Below are 16,579 nucleotides of genomic sequence, written 5' to 3' on the forward strand. Positions count from 1 at the left end.
TCCTTGCAGGACACCGCGACACCGGCGCTCATCGATGTGCCCGCCCAGATGAACATCACCGATCTTCTCGAGCAGCAGCGCAGCGGGGACCCTGACAACGTGATCTTCACCCGTCGCGGCGCCTCGGGTGAGTGGGAGGACGTCTCCGCCGCGGAGTTCCACGCCGATGTCCAGGCTCTGGCCAAGGGACTCATCAGTCGCGGAATCACCCCCGGCGCACGAGTGGGGATCATGTCAGCCACCCGCTTCGAATGGAGCCTGCTGGACTTCGCGCTCTGGTATGCGGGGGCCGTCTCGGTTCCGATCTATGAGACCTCCTCCGCCTCGCAGATCGCGTGGATCGCGGAAGACTCCGAGCTCAGTCTCGTCTTCGCCGAAACGGCTCAGCACGCGCAGACCGTTCGCGAGGGACTCGAGGGATCGGGAATCGGCTCCACTCCCCCGGTGCTGCTGATCGAGGGCAATGACATCCGCGAACTTCGGGAGTCTGGACGCGACATCGACGATGACGAGGTCGAGGTGCGCCGCGCCGCGGCGAACACCGATGACCTCGCCACGATCATCTACACCTCCGGGGTCACCGGTCGGCCCAAGGGCTGCGAGCTGACTCACGGGAACTTCGTCCACCATTCCCTGCAGACCATCGCCGACCTGGACGGGGTCATCAGCAAGACCTCCTCCACCGTGCTTTTCCTGCCCATGGCGCATGTCTTCGCCCGCTTCGTCTCGGTGATCTTCATCGCCGCGGGCGGTCGGGTCGCCCATACCCCAGACATCAAGCAGCTCATCGATGATCTCGGGGACATCCGGCCGACCTTCCTGCTCGGCGTGCCCCGTGTGTTCGAGAAGATCTACAACTCCGCGGCGCTGAAGGCCGAGGGCGACGGCCGGAGACGCATCTTCCAGGCGGCCGTGGACACGGCGGTGGCATGGTCCCAGGCCACGACCGACGGCACGGTTCCCTGGACCCTGCGCCTCAGGCACGCCGTGTTCAGCAGACTCGTCTATTCCAAGCTGCGTGCCCGAATGGGCGGACTGGTCACCCATGCCTTCTCCGGAGGCTCCCCCCTCGGGGATCGCCTGGCGCACTTCTTCAACGGAGTGGGCATCCAGATCATCGAAGGCTACGGGCTCACAGAGACCACGGCGCCGGTCACCGGGAATCTCCCCGCCCACTATCGGATCGGCACTGTCGGGCGCCCGCTGCCGGGCAACGCGGTGCGCCTGGCCGAGGACGGGGAGGTCCTGGTCAGAGGCACGTGTCTCTTCCGCGGCTACCGCAACAGGCCCGATCTCAATGCGGAGTCCTTCACTGCGGACGGCTGGTTCTACACCGGAGATCTGGGCAGGCTCGATGAGGAGGGCCGACTCATCATCACCGGTCGCAAGAAGGAGATTCTGGTCACCGCAGGAGGCAAGAACGTGGCGCCGGCTCAGCTGGAGGACGCCATCCGCTCAGATCTGCTGGTGTCTCAGGCCGTGGTGGTCGGGGACGGCAGACCCTTCATCAGCGCGATGATCACCCTGGACGGGGACGTTGCGCCGAGCTGGCTGCGCAGTCAAGGTCTGGACCCGCGGACCCCCATGAAGGAGCTCACCGAGCATCCGCAGGTCCTTGCGCACCTGCAGAAGGTCATCGACTCCACGAACTCCACCGTCTCCAAGGCGGAGTCCATCCGCAGCTTCACGGTCCTGGAGGACGACTTCACGATCGGATCGGGGCATCTGACACCTTCGCTGAAGATCAAGCGCGCCGAGGTCATGCGTGACTTCCAGCGCGTGGTGGAGAATCTCTACGACAAGGCCGCCCACCGCGCCAGGCGCCGGTGAGCCGCGCCTGCCCTCCGCCGCGGCGGAGCGGCTCCTGCCGTTCGCGAAGAGATGAGCATCAGCGCTGGAGGGCGGCTCACCGCGTGAAGTCCGGCTGATCGGAGAGCCTGTCGTCCTTCAGGTTCGGCACCACCATGACGGGGCCCGCAGCCTTGTGCAGAACACCGCGGGACACCGAGCCGAGCAGCGTGCTGGTGAGACCGCCGCGTCCGCGCGTGCCGATCACCGTCAGCTGGACCTCTCCGGTCTGTTTCGCCAGCAGGGCGGTGGGATCCCCCGGCTTGACGGCCGCGGTGACGCGCAGTGAGGGATGGTGCTTCCTGACCCACGCCACCTCATCTTCCAGGGACTTCTCCAGCTCAGACTTGCGCCGATCTGTGACGCCCTCGTCCTGCGGGTCCAGCTCTGGATACCACTCCAGCCATCCCTCCAGGGAGGGCAGGGCCAGCAGCATGTGGAGGTCCGTCCCGCGATTCTCTGCGGCCTGGGCGGCCTGGAGCACCGCGATGCGACTGTGCGGGGAACCGTCGATGCCCACGAGGACGGGCCGCTGATCCCCTCCCGGCTCGAAGCGCGCGGCGCCTTCCTTCACACCGACCTGATAGTGCCGGGGCACCACCACGGTCGGGCAGTGCGCATGCGCGGGCAGCGCTGAAGAGACAGAGCCCAGGACTCGTCCCAGGAAGCCTCCCCGGCCGCGCGCTCCGACCACTGCAAGTTCAGCCACGCTGGAGAGATCCACCAGCACCCCCGCCGCGTCTCCACGCTCCGCGCGATAGATGACCTTTCCGGGGTAGTCATGCAGGTACTTGCGTGCTTCCTCGAGGACCTTCTTGGCGCTGGCGAGCCGGTCCTCAGCCTCGGACTGTTCAGGGAGCGCCGCCATCGTCGTGTACAGGGGCGTCGGAACGGTGAAGGCCGTGACCACTGTCAGCACCCGCCCGCTGCGACGCGCAGCGCGAGCGGCATAGTGCAGCGCGAGAAACCCCTGCTTGGACCCGTCGAAGCCTGCAAGGACGCCGAGCTCCCGCCTCGCGGCTTCGAAGGGTATCGGTCTGCTGGTGAGACTGTCATGGCTCATGAGGACACTCCCGCGGGGGCCTCGTGGCAGCTGACACGGGCGGCGCCCCCGCAATGGGATCCACCCTTGTCACCTGCCACTCTACCCATTCCGAGGGTCATTCTGCCCGGTCCGAGCAGACCTTCAGGGAACGACGACGGCGCGGCCGCGCAGCTCTCCGTCGTGCAGCTTCCGGTAGGCCTCAGGGCCCTGGTCCAGGCTGAACTGCTCGGTCTCCACGTCGAGCTGACCCGTGCGTGCCAGCTCCACGACCTCGATCAGCTCGGGCCGCGCACCCCAGTAGGGAGCCCGGATCCGCGAGCCGAAAGGCTGTCCGAGCAGGCCGACGCTGGTCTCCACGGATCCCGCGCCGACCAGCACCAGGTCCGTCCGGGGACCGCTGAGGGAACGGATGATCTTCAGCACGGGCTCGTTGGTGACGAAGTCGAACACCGCGGTGACCGGGCCTGCCCCGACCGCCTCCGCGATCTTGGACGCGGCGTCGCCGTCGGAGAGGAAGGCATGATGGGCTCCCACCTCGCGGGCAAAGTCGAGCTTGTCCTCATTGATGTCCAGGGCGATGACCGTGGCTGCGGTCAGGCTGCGCAGCAGCTGCACCGCGATGTGGCCCAGACCGCCCACGCCGATCACCACGGCGACGCTGCCCGGCACCAGCAGCTCCAGCGATCCCTTGATCGCGTGGTAGGGGGTGAGCCCGGCGTCGGTCAGGGCCACGCTCTTGACCGGATCCAGCTCCCCGATCGGGACCAGCAGCCGCGGATCGCTGACGATCAGGTACTCCGCCATGGCGCCGTCGCTGCCCAGTCCCGGGGGTGTGATGCCCATGCCGGCCGCATGGGGGCAGTAGTTCTCGAAGCCCTGGGCGCAGGAGTGACAGCGTCCGCAGCCGCGCGGCCCGTAGACCGCCACGGCGTCGCCGACCTGCACCCCGGTGGCGCCCTCCCCCAGGGAGTCGACCACACCGACCCCCTCGTGTCCGAGCGTCATGGGCAGCGGGTATCCGAACGCCGCGTATTCCTCTTCGCTCAGACCCATCACGAAGCTGTCGGAGTGACAGGCGCCGGCGGCGGTGATGCGCAGCCGCACCTCGCCGGGGCCGGGTTCCGGAGTAGGCACCTCTCGCACCTCGGGCGGCTGGCCGATGGAGACGTACTGGAGTGCTTTCATCGTGATCCTCCTGGGAAGTCTGGTGGTGGTGCCCACATCGTGTCACCGACGCGCACCTGGTTCCAGCGCCGGCGAACACCGGCTGGGGTCTCGCGAGACCGGGAGGGAATGGTCCGAGTGCCGTCGCAGCTGCTCCTCAGGCGGTGAGGCCCTGGCGCAGACCCCAGATCGCGGCCTGCAGCCGGTCCCGGCTCTGCGTCTTCATCAGGATGGACTGCACGTGATACTTCACCGTGGTGACCTCGACGAACAGCGACTGTGCGATCTCGGCGTTGGAGAGTCCCTGGGTGATCAGGCGCAGCACCTCGGTCTCTCGCGGGGTCAGCGTCGAGAGCTCCGGCGCGGCGCCGCCGTGGCCCGAGCCGCGCCGGTGCGCGAACTCGGTGATGACCTTGTGCGTGATGCGCTGGTCCAGGGTCCCGGCGCCGGCGGCCACGGAGCGGATGGCATCGGCGATCACGGATTCCTCAGCGCCCTTGAGCAGGAACCCGGCGGCCCCCGCCTCCAGCGCGGCGAAGACGTCCTCATCGATGTCGAACGTGGTCAGGATCAGCACCTTCGCACCGCTGCCGGATCCGGTGATCTCGCGCGTGGCGGTGATCCCGTCCATGCCCGGCATCCGCACGTCCATGCAGACCACGTCAGGCTGACGCTGTGCGGTGAGCCGGACCGCTTCTGCGCCGTCGGCGGCCTGGCCCAGGACCTGCAGGTCCGGTTCCGCGTCGAGCACCACGGCAAGGCCGGCACGGACCACGGGCTGGTCATCGACGATGAGCACTGTGATCATCCGGGTTCTCCTTCAGCAGCAGTCTGAGCTCGATGCGCGGCTTCGGTTCGCTGCGCAGGTTCGGCAGGTCCAACAGGTTCAGCTTCTCCAGGAGGCACAGCGGCGTCCCCGGTCCCCCGGAGGTCAGCGGCAGCGCCTGCCTCGGTGTGCTCGCGGGGAATGCTGAACGCCGTGCGCCAACCGGTGGCAGTCGGGGCCGCGCTGAGCCGACCGTGGACCAGGGCGAGTCGTTCGCTGAGTCCGGTGAGCCCGTACCCGCTGGCGGGCAGGCTGGGCCAGGAGCTGGGGCTGGCGGCGCCGTCGTCCTGCACTTCGACGCTGAGCCGGTCTGCTTCCCAGTCCACGGTGAGCACTGCGTCGGCACCCGGGGCGTGCTTGGCGATGTTCGCCACCGCCTCCTGGATGCCGCGGATGACGACGACGCCGGCCACCGGTCCCAGCGGCCAGGGCTCTCCCTGCTCGCGCAGCTGAAGCGGAACCCCCCGCGCTGCGGCCTCTCGGATGACCTGCGGCAGGTCAGCCATGGAGGGGGCCGGGAGCGCCTCCGCACCTTCCTCACCGCGGAGCAGGCCCACTGTGCGGCGCAGGTTCTCCAGAGCCGAGCGAGCATCGCGCTGAACAGCGCTGAGATAGCCGCGCTGGGCCTGCGGATCACGCTGCGCGAGGGCGCTGGCGGCCTGGGCGCTGACGATGATCCCGGTCAGGTGGTGGGCGGCGATGTCATGCAGCTCCCTTGCTATCATCGTGCGCTGCTGATGCACGGCCTGCTGCGCGACCAGCTCCTGCTCCCGCTCGGCGATCTCGGCGCGCTCGATCAGCGCCTGGATCAGCTGGCTCCGCCCGATCACGATCTCGGCGACCACCCAGCCCAGCCCGTAGAGCACGAATCCACGGGCGATGGCCAGCGGGATCCCCCCGAACTGGGCGATCTCTGCGGGGGCCCCTGTGCTGGCTGCGATCACCACGCTGATCACGGCCCACGGGATGATCCGCCGAGCAGCCCGGCGCCTCGACAACAGGCGCCGGGCGAAATAGGCGGCGAACAGCACGGCGATCCCGGCACTGGTGTTTCCGTGATCCAGAGCGAACAGCACGCAGTCGCCGATCGCCACCGCGGCCAGGACCGTCCCTGGGAATCGCTGGCTGCCCAGGAGCAGCACCGCCTGCACCACCAGGGTCGCCACCGTGAGAGGCACGCTTGGGCCCGAGCTGGTGAACTCCGGCACGGCGAAGAGCAGCGGGATGATGGCCAGCACGATCAGCGACGGAGCGATGGTCCAGGTCCGCGAGGTGATCGGCGGTCTCGCATGCGCCAGCGAGTTCTCCATGGGCCTTCTCCTGTCACCGGTCCGGGTGGTGGTCTCAGAGGTCCCGACGGCGAAGCGTCACCCACGCCGCGCCCGCTGCCGCCAGCGCCATCATAGTCAAGATCCCCAGCGCCAGTCCGGCGCCGAGACCTCCGCCCGGCCCGCTCGCGGTCGAGACCAGCGCCAGCGGTGTATAGCTGGACAGTTCTGCGGTGGCCGGGATGACGGAGAGGATCGCTCCCAGCGTCACGTCTGCGACGGCCGCTCCGATGAGCACCAGGAAGGTGGCGCTCTGGCTGCGGATCAGGATGCCCGCGGCCAGTCCGAGGATGCCCAGCGGAATCAGGGTCAGCACACCGCGGCCGAGCACATCCGCGACCTCCCACCAGGAGGCGGCGATTCCACCGGCACCGATGGTGCTGGGGGCCACTGCCACGAGGAATCCCTGGACGAGGGCGTAGCCGAGCCCGGTGAGGAGCACGGCCAGCGCGGTCGCAGCGACTTTGGCTCCGACGATCCGGCCGCGCCGTGGGGCGGCCAGTGCTGTGGTCACGATGCCGCCGTGCTTGAAGTCGGAGGTGGCCAGCAGCGCGCCGAGCAGCAGGATCGCGACGAGCCCGATGCTGACAGACCCGCTCGACATCGACCCCCCGCCGAGGACGTTCATGGCGAGCAGCTGACTCTCAGCCGTAGAGGTGGACATCTCCGCCACGCTGGCGTCGAGGTCCGGATCCAGGTGACTGATGGCGGGCAGCAGCCATCCGGCGGCCAGCTGAGTGGCGGCGACACCCAGGATGCCGACGGCGGCGGCGATCTTCGGTGCCCGAGTGCTGGTGAGTTTGAGCAGTTCAGCGCGGATCATCGCAGTGTCTCCTGATCGATGGTGGTGTCGTCGAGGGTGGGGGTGGTCGAGGTGGAGGTCATGGACAGGTAGAGCTGTTCCAGGTCCCGGTCCGTGGTGAGCTGGTCCAACGCCCCCGAGAGGAGGCTTCGACCGCGGTCGATGATCACGACGTCATCTGCCACGAGGGCGGCCTCGCTCAGCACATGGGTGGAGATCAGCACGGTGCCGCCCCGGGCGGCGAAGCCTCTCAGATGTTGGCGCAGCCAGCGGATCCCGGCGGGGTCCAATCCGTTCGCGGGCTCGTCCAGGACGAGGATCGTGGGCTCCCCGAGAAGCGCGTTCGCCAGAGCGAGGCGTTGGCGCATGCCCAGGGAGTATCCGCGCACGGCCCGGTCGGCGGCCTCGGCGAGCCCGACCTCCTGCAGCATCTGGCTGACCCGCTCCGGGGTGGCCCCGATCATGGCCGCGGTGATCGCCAGATGCTGGCGCGCCGTGCGGTCGGGGTGCAGTCCCCCGGCGTCCAGCACCGCGCCGATGCGGCCTGCCGGATTATGGATCTCTGCGTAGCTGAGACCCTCGATGAGTGCGTGTCCGCTGTCGGGTCTGACCAGTCCGAGGAGCATCCGCATCGTCGTGGTCTTGCCGGCCCCATTGGGGCCGAGCAGGGCCAGCACCCGGCCGGGTTCAGCGCTGAAGCTGACCTCGGCCACGGCCTGGGTGGACCCGAAGGATCTGGCGAGGCTGCTGATCTGTATAGCTGGTGAGGTGGTCATGAGTGTCCGTCCCGGCGCTGCTGCGCCTGTCCTGAAGTTCGGTGACTCCAGTCCATCGCAGCGGCGCCGGATGCGCCCCCTCCCAGGGGACAGACCTCTCCCCCTCCTTCAGGAGGGGCTCGTCCTGAACAGAACCGTTACAGCAGGACCCCCGGGGCCGGATCCTCGACCAGCCGGGCGGTGCCGGAGACGAAGAAGGTCCTGCGGAGCTGACTGCTCCGCAGGACCTCTTCTCGCTCTGTGGCCGGGTTCCCTCAGCCGGTGGGGTCCAGGAAGATCGGCTCGAAGAAGTCGGCCAGCCCTGCCGTGTCGGACAGCGGCAGGACGTGCGCCACGTACTGATCCGGACGCACGACGACGACACAGCCGTCTCGGCTGATTCCCCGCTCGGTGAAGATGTCGCGCTCGGGGTGGGTGCCGAACACGCGGTCCCGGGCGGTGAGACCGAAGGGGCCGACTGTGGGCAGGAAGGCCCGCGGCGCGTCGTTGACCTCCATCTCGGTGTGGGGCTGCTGGTAGATCACCTTGATGTCGAAGAGCGTGTCCTCATCGCTGCCGGTCGGGGTGCAGCGCCGCACCGGAGAGTGTGGATCCTCGTGCAGCCACCTCGCCCAGCTGCTCAGCTGTGAGTCCTCCCCGGCCGCCGGGGAGTCGGCGAAGGCGTAGATCCTCCACCGTCCGTCAGCTGTGGCCAGGTGTCCCAGGTGCAGCGGGTTGCCGTCGCTGACCCGGCAGACCAGCTCGGACTTGAACCGCTTCCCCAGGGGGAAACCGGTGGCAAGCTCCTGATGCTCCGCGGCCGCGGTGATCGCCGACGGGGAATATTCGGTCATGAAGCCTGCCGGGAACTCGATGGTCTTGACGTAGAAGTCCTCCAGCGCAGAGGCGTCCTCCATCTCCTCCGGCTTCTGGGCCATGAGCGAGGACCACTCCTTGTCGAAGTCAATCAGGTTCTGGGCGATGACCTGACGCTCGGCGGAGTAGGTGCTCAGCAGCGACTCCGGACTGCGTCCCTCGAGCACATGTCCCAGCTTCCAGGCGAGGTTGAACCCGTCCTGCATGGACACGTTCATGCCCTGCCCGGCCTTGGCGCTGTGCGTGTGGCAGGCGTCTCCGGCGATGAACACCCGAGGAGAGCGCTCACCGGTCAGCTCTGCCGGCACGTCGTCGAACTTGTCCGTGACGCGGTGCCCGACCTCGTAGACGCTGTGCCAGGCCACATGCTTCACCTCCACGGTGTAGGGGTGCATGATCCGATTGGCGTTGCCGATGATCTCTTCGATCGTGGTCTGCCGGACCTTGGCGCCCTCGCCGGGCTGGACCTCTCCGAGGTCCACATACATGCGGAACAGGTGACCGCCCTCGCGAGGGATCAGCAGGATGCTGCCGCCGGAACGAGACTGGATGGCGCATTTGCGGCGGATGTCGGGGAAGTCGGTCTGCGCCAGCACGTCCATCACGCCCCAGGCATGGTTGGCCTTGTCGCCTTCCAGGCTGCGTCCGATCGCGGCGCGCACTCCGCTGCGTGCGCCGTCGGCGCCGAGCACGTACTTCGCCCAGACCGTGCGCTGCCGCCCCGCCTCCGGGCCCACCGCTCGGCGCAGCGTGACCTCCACAGGGTGTTCGCCCTGCTCGTGGACGGTGAGGTCCACGAACTCCCAGCCATAGTCGGGAACCATGCGCGAGGGGGAATCGGCCATCGACTCGGCGAAGTAGTCCAGCACCCGTGCCTGGTTGACGATCAGGTGCGGAAACTCACTGATCCCGTGCGGGTCATCGGCCGGGCGCGCCGTGCGCACGATGTTCTCCGGCTCCTCGGGATTCGGCTTCCAGAACGCCATCTCGGTGATGTGGTAGGCCTCGTTGGAGATCTCGTCGGCGAATCCGAAGGCGTTGAAGGTCTCCACGCTGCGTGCCTGGATGCCGTCGGCCTGGCCGACCTTGAGACGGCCGTCGCGCTTCTCGATGATGCGCGTGTGCACCTCGGGGAACTGAGCGAGCTGGGCGGCGGCGATCATTCCAGCCGGGCCGGTGCCCACGATGAGCACATCCATGTGCTCGGGCAGCTGCTCCGGGCGGTTCAGGCCGATCCCTGCCGGTGCCTGGACCCGCGGATTCTGTGAGACGTAGCCGTGGTGGTGAAACTGCATGATTGACTCCTCAGTGAGCGGAACGTGGGATGAAGTCCGCGGCGAGCTTCTCCGAGCCGCGCGCCACCAGCGAGACATCGGCGCCCACGAGGACCCACTCCGCACCGGCGCTGAGGTAGTCGCGGGCGGCGGCGGGATCGAAGGCGTTGGTGCCGGCGGTCTTGCCGGCTGCACGGGCTCCGGCGAAGGTGCTCTTGACGGCGTCGACGACCTCGGGATGTGTCTGCTGGCCGATCAGCCCCATGGAGGCCGAGAGGTCGCTGGGCCCGGCGAAGAGTCCATCAATGCCCTCGACGGCGGCGATCGACTCGGCGTTGTCCACGCCCTGGGTCGTCTCGATCTGGACGTAGACGCTCACGTGCCCCGATGCGTCGTCCAGGTAGTTCTGCACCCGGTTCCAGCGTCCGGAACGGGCCAGCGCATTGCCGATGCCCCTGCGTCCGACCGGCGGGTACTGCATGGAGGCTGCGACGTCGCGGGCCTCTTCGGCCGTGGAGATCATCGGCACCAGCAGGTTCTGCACGCCCAGGTCCAGGACCTGTTTGATGATGACCGGATCCGCCGAGGGCACCCGGACGATGGGAGTGACCGGGTATCCGGAGAGCGCGTGCAGCTGAGCGAGCACCGACTGCAGGGTGTTGGGCGCGTGCTCCATGTCGATGAGCACCACATCCAGTCCGGAGCCGGCCATGATCTCGGCCATCACCGGTGAACCGGAGCAGACCCAGCCCCCGATGAGCGCGCGGTCGGAGGTCGCGAGGTCTTCGCGCAGCGTGGGCTTCAGTTGAAGCGGCATGTCAGTGTTCCCAACTCTCCGTAGTCACAGGTCACGGTGTCCCCCGCTTCGACCCACATGGGGCGGGTGAACGATCCTGCGAGGATCAGCTCGCCGGCCTGCAGGCTGTCTCCGTGCTCGGCGAGCTTGTTCGCCAGCCAGACCACTCCCATGGCGGGGTGGTTGAGCACGGCGGCGGCCACGCCGGATTCCTCGATGGTCTCGTTGCGGTAGAGCAGCGCGGAGACCCAGCGCAGGTCCACGGCATCCGGGGCAACCGGGTTGCCGCCGTAGACCATCGCTCCCATGGCAGCGTTGTCGCTGATCGTGTCCACGATCGTGCGGCCGGTCATCTCGATCCGGCTGGAGAGGATCTCCAGCGCGGGCACCACATAATCGGTGGCATCCAGGACGTCGAAGAGGGTGATCCCCGGCCCGGTCAGCGGCTTGCCGAGCTTGAAGGCGAGCTCCACCTCGATCCGGACATTGGAGAACCGGCTGTGCTCGATCACCGAGCCGTTCTCGTAGACCATGTCATCGAAGATGGCCCCGTAGTCGGGTTCGGTGATCCCGGTGGCCACCTGCATGACCTTCGAGGTCAGGCCGATCTTCCGGCCCACCATCCGGCGTCCCGAGTCGACCGCGCGGCGGCGCCATTCGTTCTGCACCGCGTAGGAGTCTTCGATGGTCATCTCCGGGTGACGCGCGGTCAGCAGCGGGATCATTCCACGCTGCGCCTCGGCCTCGGCGAGCTCATCGGCGATCGCGGTGATCTGTTCCTTCTCAAGCATGATGTGTCTCCCGACTGCTCAGAGCTGGTGGCCCAGCTTGTACTCGCCCTGTTTCCAGGAGGGCATGGACTCCTCATCCTGCTTGCGCGTGTAGGAGAACCCGTCAGCGCCGATGGTCACATCCATCTCCGAGGCGTCGGTGCGCTCCAGTGCAGGGACCGGGCGTCCGTGGAGATCGAGCACGGTGGAGGCCTCGGTGTACCAGGAAGGAACCACCGGGTTGCCCCACCAGTCGCGGCGCTGATTGTCGTGGACGTCCCAGGTCACCACCGGATTGTCCGGATCACCGGTGTAGTAGTCCTGGGTGTAGATCTCGATCCGGTGCCCGTCGGGGTCGCGGATGTAGAGGTAGAAGGCGTTGGAGACGCCGTGACGACCGGGGCCGCGCTCGATGTGGTCGGAGAGCCGCAGCGCGCCGAGCTTGTCGCAGATCGCCAGCACATTGTGCTTCTCGTGGGTGGCAAAGGCGACGTGGTGCATCCGTGGGCCCGCGCCGCCGGTCATGGCAGTGTCGTGCACCGTGGGCTTGCGGCGCATCCAGGCCGCGTAGGTGGTCCCGTGCTCATCCTGGATGTCCTCGGTGACGCGGAATCCCAGGTCCTCCATATAGGCCACGGCCTTGGGCACATCCGGGGTCACCTGGTTGAAGTGGTCCAGACGGACCAGAGCCCCGGGGGTGTAGAGGTCGTAGCGCCACGCGAGTCGCTCCACGTGCTCGACGTCATGGAAGAACTCATACGGGAAGCCCAGCGGGTCCTGCACCCGGACCGAATCACCGATGCCCTTGGTGAAGCCCTCTCTGCGGCGGATGACCTCGCAGCCGAGCTCCGCGTAGAAGGCCTCGGCCCTGTCGAGGTCCTCCGGGCTGCGCACCCGGTAGGAGAAGGCGGCGACGGCGGCCTGCTCCCCGCGGCGCAGCACCAGGTTGTGGTGGATGAACTCCTCCATGGAGCGCAGGTAGATCGCGTCCTCGTCCTCGGCCGTGACGGTGAGGTCCAGCACGTCGACGTAGAAGTCCCGCGACCTTTTCAGGTCGGTGACGATGAGTTCCATATAGGCGCAGCGGAGGATGTCCGGGGCCGGGACGGAGGGAGTGGGGAAGCGCTGAGAGGTGGTCGTGTCTGTCATCTGAAGCGTCCTTGCTCGATGTGGAGAGGGATGGAGTCGACCGGCCCGAGCCGCTCGGTGCTGCTCGATGGGCCGGCCAGGTTCGGGCCGGGTCAGTCGGCCTTGCCGAAGACCGGGTTGTGGACTTCGCCGAGGTTGATGTGCACTGCCTGCTGGTCGGTGTAGAAGTCCAGCGAGCGGTAGCCGCCCTCGTGGCCCAGGCCGGAGGCCTTGACGCCGCCGAAGGGTGTGCGCAGGTCACGCACGTTGTTCGAGTTCAGCCAGACCATGCCCGCCTGCACCGACTGCGCGAAGTTGTGCGAGCGCTTGAGGTCATTGGTCCAGATGTAGGCGGCCAGCCCATACTTGGTGTCATTGGCCAGTTCCAGCGCCTCCTCGTCGGTGTCGAACGGCGTGATGGCAACCACCGGACCGAAGATCTCCTCCTGGAAGATCCGGGCGTCGCTGGGCACGTCGGCGAACACGGTGGGGGCGATGAAGTTCCCTGTGGGGAAGTTCTCCGGCCGACCGCCGCCGGCGACCAGCCGGGCCTCCTGCTTGCCGATCTCGATGTAGCTCATCACCTTCTCGAAGTGCTCGGGGTGCACCAGCGACCCGATCTCGGTGCCCGGCTCGTGGGGGAACCCGATCTTGACCCGCTTGGCCTGCGCCGCGTAGCGCTCGATGAACTCCTCGTACACGCTGCGCTCCACCAGGATGCGGCTGCCAGCCGTGCAGCGCTCGCCGTTCAGGGAGAAGACGCCGAAGATGGTAGCGTTGACGGCGGCCTCGAGATCCGCATCGGCGAAGACCACGGCGGGAGACTTTCCGCCCAGCTCCATGGAGAGGCCCTTCAGCGCCGGTGCCGCATTGGCGAAGATGGTCTGTCCGGTGGTGGATTCCCCGGTGAAGGAGATCAGCGGCACATCGGGATGTTTGACCAGGGCGTCACCGGCCTGCTCTCCCAGGCCGTTGACCAGGTTGAACACGCCTCTGGGAAGTCCTGCCTCTTCGAAGATCCCGGCCCATAGACCCGCGGAGAGCGGAGTGAACTCCGCGGGCTTGAGCACCACGGAGTTGCCGGCGGCCAGGGCCGGGGCGAGCTTCCAGCTCTCCAGCATGAAGGGAGTGTTCCACGGAGTGATCAGTCCGGCCACACCGATCGGCTTGCGGCTGACGTAGTTGATCTGACGACCCGGGACCTTATAGACGTCATCGGCCTGTGCGACGACCAGGTCCGCGAAGAAGCGGAAGTTCTCTGCGGCTCGTCGGGCCTGGCCCAGCGCCTGTGTGATGGGCAGCCCGGAGTCGAAGGACTCCAGCTCGGCCAGACGGTCTCCCCGGTCCTCGACCAGATCCGCGACGCGATGGAGCACGCGGGAGCGTTCCCGCGGGAGCATCTCCGGCCAGGGCCCGGTCTCGAAGGCCCTGCGGGCGGCCTGCACTGCCAGGTCCACGTCCGCCATGGTGCCGGCAGCGGCATGGATATAGGTCTCGTTGGTCACGGGGTTGAGCACCTCGAAGGTGCCCCCCTCCGCGGAGTCCACGAACTTGCCGTCGATGTAGTGCTGGATCCGCTCGGGCAGATCGGCGGGGACAGGTGTCTGATAGTCGCTCATCGGGGTTCTTCTCCTTCTAGCGCGGGACGCACTGGGGTCAGCGGTGTCGGTGAGAGGTCAGTGTGCAGTCAGCAAGGTCAGCAAAGTCAGCAAGGGGTCAGGGTGCGGTGACAGCGGCGTGGTGGCCCTGTTCGCGGTAGGCCTCGACAGTGCGCCATTTGTGCCGGCGCACCGCCATCTCGATCTCCAGCGGTTCAGCCCGCGCCCGGATCAGCTGCAGGATCTCGTCGTGCTCCTGCACCGAGCGGGGTGCGCGGTCCGGCACGAAGCTGAAGGTGGAGCTGCGCAGTCCAGCCATCCGGTTCCATCCGCGGTCGGCGAGCTCAGCGATATGCGGGTTCGGACAGCGCTGGAAGAGCGCCCGGTGGAACTTCTCGTTCAGCGAGGTGAACACGACCGGGTCGAAGTTCTCCAGCATGGCGCGCATCTGGTCGTTGATCGATTGCGCCTGCGCGAGGTCCGCCTCGGACATCTGCGGCAGCGCCAGCGCCGTGGCGGCTCCTTCGAGGACGCCGAGGGTCTGCATCGTGTCGATGTACTCGACGCGGTTGACCATGGCGACCCGGGCACCGACATTGCGCTCGAACTCCACCAGACCTTCGGCCTCGAGTCGGCGGACGGCCTCACGCACGGGCACCACGCTGATGCCGAGCTCCTTGGCGATCGCGCCCAGGACCAGCCGGTATCCGGGGTTGAACTCACGGCCGATGATCCGCTCCCGGATCCAGTCGTAGGTCCGTTCGGATTTGCTGATGCGCTCGTCGATGCGGATCACGGGCCCTCACCTGCGGTGTCCGGGGCCTCGACGATGGTCTCCCCCTGCGCCGATCCCTGAGAGGCTCCCTGTCCCTGGGCCTCGTCGTAGCGGGCGCGCCAGGTGGAGTTCATCGGGAACAGTCCGTCCACGGGATGTCCGGCCTTGACCTGCTCCGCGATCCAGGCGTCCTCGATCTCCTTGGTCAGCGCCGCATCGGCCACGTCCTCCGCGATCCCGGGCGGCAGGATGATGACGCCGTCGTCGTCGCCGACGATGATGTCGCCGGGCTGCACCGTGGCACCGCCGCAGGCGATGGTCAGATCGGCGTCCCAGGGCACGTGCCTGCGACCCAGGACGGCGGGGTGGGCACCCTGGCTGAAGACCGGCAGGTCAATCTCGGCCACTGTGGAGTAGTCACGGACACCGCCGTCGGTGACGACTCCTGCGGCTCCGCGCTGCGCCGCACGCAGCGCGAGGATGTCCCCGAGGGTCCCCGAGCCGCGCTCGCCGCGCGCCTCGATCACGATGACCTCGCCCTCGGACACAGAGTCGAAGACCTGCTTCTGGGCGTTGAACCCGCCGCCGTGGGTGGCGAAGAGATCCTCGCGATTGGGGACGAAGCGCAGCGTGCGCGCGGTGCCGATCAGCTTGGTGCCCGGGCGGGTGGCACGCACGCCGTCGATGGTGACGTTGTTGTAACCGCGCTTGCGCATCTCCTGTGACAGCCCTGCCACGGGTGCCGCCTCGAGCTTGGCGCGCAGCCGCTCATCCACACCGGGGGCCGGCTTCTGCTCCTGCGGCAGTCCGGCGGCCGCGCGGGAGCCCCAGGCCTCTTCACGCTGTGTGTCGTCCACGCGGGGCAGGCTGCCCAGGGACGAGTCGAAGTCTCCGCGGCCTTCGGCCACGGGGCTGATCAGCCGACCGCTGCTGAGTCCGCCGGGGGTGTCCACCTGGACCTCGACGACGTCGCCCGGTTCAGCCACCGATGCGCCTGCCGGTGTGCCGGTGAGAATGATGTCTCCGGCTTCAAGGGTCAGATGCTGGGAGAGATCGGCGATCAGCTGGGTCAGCGGGAAGATCATCGTGCCTGTGGTGTCCTCCTGGACCAGCTGGCCGTTCTTCCAGGTGCGCAGGCGCAGGGACTCGGGGTCCACCCCGGCGGCGGGGATCAGGTCTGGTCCCAGGGGGGTGTAGCGGTCGCGACCCTTGTTGCGGACGTTGGAGCCCTTGTCTGCGGCGCGCAGATCGTAGAGTCCCCAATCGTTGGCAGCGGTGACGGCGCCGACGTGCGCCCAGGCATCCTCCGGGCCGATATGGCGTCCTGTGCTGCCGATCACCAGGGCGATCTCGCCCTCGAAGGCCAGCAGCTCGGTGCCCGCGGGGCGTTCCACGGTGTCTCCCGAGGCGGCCATGGAGCTGACCGGCTTGAAGAAGTAGGAGGGGGCGTCAGGGCGGCGACCACGTTCTGCGGCGCGGGACTCGTAGCTGATGTGCACGGCGATGATCTTGCCGGGGGTGCCCAGTTTCTGTGCAGTCATGTGTCTCCTCGACGAGCCGGTCCGGAAGCATCCGGCGGATGATATTCCAGATC

The 16,579-nt window shown here is 67.7% G+C and carries 14 protein-coding genes; 1 reads left to right on the forward strand and 13 read right to left on the reverse strand.

Annotation, left to right across the window (positions count from 1 at the left end; translation table 11 throughout):
- The first annotated feature begins 3 nt into the window (after positions 1-3).
- Complete coding sequence (locus tag H4W27_RS05325; RefSeq protein ID WP_192595005.1) at positions 4-1,830, forward strand: AMP-dependent synthetase/ligase; 1,827 nt, start codon at positions 4-6, stop codon at positions 1,828-1,830.
- A 76-nt stretch (positions 1,831-1,906) separates the two neighbouring features.
- Here H4W27_RS05325 and H4W27_RS05330 read toward each other — a convergent pair whose 3' ends face one another.
- From H4W27_RS05330 to H4W27_RS05390, 13 genes are all read right to left on the reverse strand, one after another.
- Positions 1,907-2,911: a universal stress protein gene (locus H4W27_RS05330; protein WP_192595006.1), complete on the reverse strand. Its 1,005-nt coding sequence runs from the start codon at positions 2,909-2,911 to the stop codon at positions 1,907-1,909.
- A gap of 123 nt (positions 2,912-3,034) precedes the next feature.
- Complete coding sequence (locus H4W27_RS05335) at positions 3,035-4,078, reverse strand: NAD(P)-dependent alcohol dehydrogenase (RefSeq protein WP_192595007.1); 1,044 nt, start codon at positions 4,076-4,078, stop codon at positions 3,035-3,037.
- Between the two features lie 136 nt (positions 4,079-4,214).
- Positions 4,215-4,865, reverse strand: coding sequence for a response regulator (locus H4W27_RS05340; protein WP_192595008.1), 651 nt, complete (start codon positions 4,863-4,865; stop codon positions 4,215-4,217).
- Positions 4,862-6,193: a sensor histidine kinase gene (locus H4W27_RS05345; RefSeq protein WP_192595009.1), complete on the reverse strand. Its 1,332-nt coding sequence runs from the start codon at positions 6,191-6,193 to the stop codon at positions 4,862-4,864. The genes H4W27_RS05340 and H4W27_RS05345 overlap by 4 nt, the downstream gene beginning before the upstream one ends.
- A gap of 34 nt (positions 6,194-6,227) precedes the next feature.
- A complete protein-coding gene (locus tag H4W27_RS05350) occupies positions 6,228-7,034 on the reverse strand; it encodes a hypothetical protein (protein ID WP_192595010.1) in 807 nt (268 codons plus the stop codon).
- Positions 7,031-7,789: an ABC transporter ATP-binding protein gene (locus tag H4W27_RS05355; protein WP_192595011.1), complete on the reverse strand. Its 759-nt coding sequence runs from the start codon at positions 7,787-7,789 to the stop codon at positions 7,031-7,033. The genes H4W27_RS05350 and H4W27_RS05355 overlap by 4 nt, the downstream gene beginning before the upstream one ends.
- 254 nt (positions 7,790-8,043) lie before the next feature.
- A complete protein-coding gene (locus H4W27_RS05360) occupies positions 8,044-9,939 on the reverse strand; it encodes an FAD-binding monooxygenase (protein ID WP_192595012.1) in 1,896 nt (631 codons plus the stop codon).
- Positions 9,940-9,949: 10 nt separating this feature from the next.
- Positions 9,950-10,735, reverse strand: coding sequence for an HpcH/HpaI aldolase family protein (locus H4W27_RS05365; RefSeq protein WP_192595013.1), 786 nt, complete (start codon positions 10,733-10,735; stop codon positions 9,950-9,952).
- Positions 10,720-11,505 (reverse strand): 2-oxo-hept-4-ene-1,7-dioate hydratase, encoded by a 786-nt coding sequence (hpaH, locus tag H4W27_RS05370; protein ID WP_192595014.1) that lies wholly within the window; start codon positions 11,503-11,505, stop codon positions 10,720-10,722. Before hpaH ends, H4W27_RS05365 begins: the two co-directional genes overlap by 16 nt.
- Before the next feature lie 18 nt (positions 11,506-11,523).
- Positions 11,524-12,633, reverse strand: coding sequence for a 3,4-dihydroxyphenylacetate 2,3-dioxygenase (hpaD, locus tag H4W27_RS05375; RefSeq protein ID WP_192595015.1), 1,110 nt, complete (start codon positions 12,631-12,633; stop codon positions 11,524-11,526).
- A gap of 92 nt (positions 12,634-12,725) precedes the next feature.
- The gene (gene hpaE / locus H4W27_RS05380) at positions 12,726-14,231 is read right to left on the reverse strand and encodes a 5-carboxymethyl-2-hydroxymuconate semialdehyde dehydrogenase (protein WP_192595016.1); all 1,506 of its coding nucleotides are present in this window, start codon (positions 14,229-14,231) and stop codon (positions 12,726-12,728) included.
- 97 nt (positions 14,232-14,328) lie between these two features.
- Entirely contained in the window at positions 14,329-15,006 is a 678-nt protein-coding gene (locus H4W27_RS05385; protein WP_318782169.1) for a GntR family transcriptional regulator, read from the reverse strand.
- Positions 15,003-16,571 carry a fumarylacetoacetate hydrolase family protein gene (locus H4W27_RS05390; RefSeq protein ID WP_318782387.1) on the reverse strand — a complete coding sequence of 523 codons (1,569 nt, stop codon included), beginning with the start codon at positions 16,569-16,571 and terminating at the stop codon, positions 15,003-15,005. Before H4W27_RS05390 ends, H4W27_RS05385 begins: the two co-directional genes overlap by 4 nt.
- Between the last annotated feature and the right edge of the window lie 8 nt (positions 16,572-16,579).

Origin of the sequence: Nesterenkonia lutea (genome assembly GCF_014873955.1) — a bacterium.
GTDB lineage: Bacteria > Actinomycetota > Actinomycetes > Actinomycetales > Micrococcaceae > Nesterenkonia > Nesterenkonia lutea.

Coding starts and splice junctions, on each gene's coding strand:
- H4W27_RS05335 (WP_192595007.1), bottom strand. CDS start 4,078: ATGAAAGCACTCCAGTACGTCTCCATCGGCCAGCCGCCCGAGGTGCGA.
- H4W27_RS05350 (WP_192595010.1), bottom strand. CDS start 7,034: ATGATCCGCGCTGAACTGCTCAAACTCACCAGCACTCGGGCACCGAAG.
- H4W27_RS05365 (WP_192595013.1), bottom strand. CDS start 10,735: ATGCCGCTTCAACTGAAGCCCACGCTGCGCGAAGACCTCGCGACCTCC.
- hpaD (WP_192595015.1), bottom strand. CDS start 12,633: ATGACAGACACGACCACCTCTCAGCGCTTCCCCACTCCCTCCGTCCCG.
- H4W27_RS05330 (WP_192595006.1), bottom strand. CDS start 2,911: ATGAGCCATGACAGTCTCACCAGCAGACCGATACCCTTCGAAGCCGCG.
- H4W27_RS05360 (WP_192595012.1), bottom strand. CDS start 9,939: ATGCAGTTTCACCACCACGGCTACGTCTCACAGAATCCGCGGGTCCAG.
- H4W27_RS05340 (WP_192595008.1), bottom strand. CDS start 4,865: ATGATCACAGTGCTCATCGTCGATGACCAGCCCGTGGTCCGTGCCGGC.
- hpaH (WP_192595014.1), bottom strand. CDS start 11,505: ATGCTTGAGAAGGAACAGATCACCGCGATCGCCGATGAGCTCGCCGAG.
- H4W27_RS05355 (WP_192595011.1), bottom strand. CDS start 7,789: ATGACCACCTCACCAGCTATACAGATCAGCAGCCTCGCCAGATCCTTC.
- H4W27_RS05345 (WP_192595009.1), bottom strand. CDS start 6,193: ATGGAGAACTCGCTGGCGCATGCGAGACCGCCGATCACCTCGCGGACC.
- hpaE (WP_192595016.1), bottom strand. CDS start 14,231: ATGAGCGACTATCAGACACCTGTCCCCGCCGATCTGCCCGAGCGGATC.